This window comes from Shewanella sp. (assembly GCF_051658185.1).
GTDB lineage: Bacteria > Pseudomonadota > Gammaproteobacteria > Enterobacterales > Shewanellaceae > Shewanella.
The window spans coordinates 1-2,762 of the sequence record NZ_JBOFMC010000455.1 but is presented as its reverse complement, the minus strand read 5'-3'; the positions used below and the strand labels follow the sequence as shown (position 1 = coordinate 2,762).

The 2,762-nt window shown below is 45.8% G+C and carries 1 protein-coding gene and 1 pseudogene; one reads left to right on the top strand and one right to left on the bottom strand.

The window, feature by feature from the left end; genetic code table 11:
- Positions 1-142: 142 nt before the first annotated feature.
- Entirely contained in the window at positions 143-1,357 is a 1,215-nt protein-coding gene (locus tag ACRCZA_RS16660) for a pyridoxal phosphate-dependent aminotransferase (protein WP_438675492.1), read from the bottom strand.
- Positions 1,358-2,129: 772 nt separating this feature from the next.
- Between ACRCZA_RS16660 and ACRCZA_RS16655 the strand changes: the two are divergent.
- A pseudogene (locus tag ACRCZA_RS16655) lies at positions 2,130-2,762 on the top strand (Na+/H+ antiporter NhaC family protein); the annotation flags it as partial.

Genomic DNA, 2,762 nt, shown 5'->3' with positions numbered 1-2,762 from the left:
CTTTGGGCGATGACATTGAGAAGACGACCTTGAGGAGATGGGGACCTTGATGCACTCAGTCATCCCTTAAACAGCTGAGGGGGCTAAACAGGAAAAAATAAGCGATCCACTTGGATCGCTTATTTGCATTAAGGGCTTCACCTTATTGGCGGTAATGCTCAAGGAATGCACCAAATTCGGTCAGGGCTTTATTGAGATCTTCCTTATAGGGTAAGAATACGACTCGCAGGTGATCCGGCTCCGGCCAATTAAAGGCGCTGCCGTGTACCAGTAAAATTTTCTTCTCTCTTAATAAATCTAAGACTAAGCGCTCATCATCCCGCAGATTAAACTTTTTCATGTCTAGTTTAGGGAAGGCATAAAGCGCGCCTTGCGGTTTTTTGACGCTGACCCCAGGGATTTGGTTTAATAATTCGTAACAGGCATCCCGTTGTACGGTTAGACGGCCGCTGGGCAAAATGAGCTCGTTGATGCTTTGATAGCCCCCGAGGGCGGTTTGAATGGCATGTTGATTGGGCACGTTGGCACATAGGCGCATCGAAGAGAGCATTTCTAAGCCTTCAATGTAACTCTTTGCCGCTTTGAGATTGCCAGAGAGCATCATCCAGCCCACGCGAAAACCTGCGACTCGGTAAGCCTTGGATAGACCATTGAACGTGACGGTTAAAATATCATCCGACAGGCTTGCCGCGGGTATGTGCCGCGCCTCGTCATACAAAATTTTGTCGTAAATTTCGTCGGCGAATAAAATCAGGCTGTGTTCACGGCACAGTTCGATCACCTGTAACAGTAATTCGCGGCTGTACACTGCACCTGTAGGGTTATTGGGGTTGATCAACACGATCCCGCGAGTACGGGGTGAAATTTTGCTTTTTATATCATCAAGATCTGGAAACCAATCGGCTTCTTCATCACAGCGATAGTGCACGGCTTTGCCACCAGCAAGGTTGGCGGCGGCCGTCCATAAGGGGTAATCGGGCGAGGGGATCAGCATCTCATCATCGGTATTGAGTAGGCCCTGCATCGCCATCATGATGAGCTCTGACACCCCATTCCCGATATAGATATCCTCAATATCCACCCCAAAAATACCTTGGGCTTGATAATGCTGCACAATCGCCTTGCGGGCAGAGAATAATCCTTTTGACTCACAATAACCTTGAGCCTTGGGTAAATTGAGGATCACGTCCCGCACGATTTCCTCTGGCGCTTCAAAACCGAAGGGGGCAGGGTTACCGATATTGAGTTTAAGGATCCGGTGGCCTTCGTCTTCTAAACGTCTGGCCTCTTTGTGCACTGGGCCGCGGATGTCATAACAAACGGTATCCAGCTTGTGGGATTTGATGATAGGGCGCATTTACACCTCGGGACATGCATAGTGTGTTGACTCAAGTTAGCGCACCATAACGAAGTTTTAAGGCTTAAGGAAGAGGTGAGGGAGGCAAAAAGGGGATTTTTTTAAGGCTGACGCTTAGTTAAATATGCTCTAATGCAGATTTAACTAAATGCAAACAAGTTTAATATGCTTAAACTGTAATTTTAAAAAGCGATTAATTCTGCATCGTGTTGGGCATTTTCAATTTTAATGCGCCTTATCCGTAAGTTACTTGTAGCTTAGCAAAAAGTACGATGGGAGCATCAGTGTATAAGAGAGCATAATGTGGATAGCTGTTGTGATAATTTTGTGATTTTGTAAATTATTACTATCTGATTTTACAAGGTGTATTTTAATTAAGCGCTTAATATGACAGTTTCAGGCTAATAAATAATAATTAGGCAATTTAACTGAATGATTATTAAACAGTAACGGTGGAGGAAAGTACTGGAGGATATTTGATAAATATGTTTTTTATCAATGATTTGAATTGTAATTGATTTAGCGTGCCTGAATTAATCTTTTATCAGGTAAATTTATTGTTGACTCAGTATTCAATGCGCTTTATTTTCTGCGCGATGTTTTTGGCATAGTACCTAAGATAGCAAGCGCTTCGGAGCATACGTCGAGCGGGATTTATCTGCGGGGGTAGTCAACATAAAGCAGCGGTATTGGCGTTCTGTATAGCGGTGCTTACAGGCGCTGTTCTGACAATTTTTGCCTTTTAGGCGACTTATGTAGAGGACCTAAGTGCATGTCCGAACCGACAGCGTTAAGTCTTATCCCACCTGTGGTGGTATTGGTGTTGGCCATTTGGTTACGCCGCCCAATTTTTTCCTTGATCATCGGTGCAGTAACCGGTTTTTTGTTACTCGATCCTAGCCAAGTCTTAAATAATTTTGCCAGTGTGTCATTGAAAGTGATGACCGATGAGACCATAGGTTGGTTGATTTTGGTCTGCGGTGGTTTTGGTGCGCTGATTGCGCTGTTGGTCCGTACCGGTGGTGCTCTGGCCTTTGGCCGTAATGCGATAAAACTGGCCAAAGGCCCTAAATCCTCGCTGTTTATGACGTTTATCCTGGGCATTGTCATTTTTATTGACGATTACCTTAATGCCTTGACCGTTGGGTCAACCATGAAGCGGGTGACGGATAAATTTAAAGTGTCTCGGGAGATGCTCGCCTATGTGGTGGACTCTACTGCGGCCCCTGTGTGCGTTTTAGTGCCGTTATCGACCTGGGCGGTGTTTTTTGGTGGCTTATTGGTCGACAACGGGGTGGCTCCCGAAGGCCAGGCCATTGCGGTTTATATGCAGGCGATCCCCTACATGTTGTATGCCTGGCTTGCGGTCGCGATGGTGTTACTCGTGGTGCTTGGGATTGTTCCG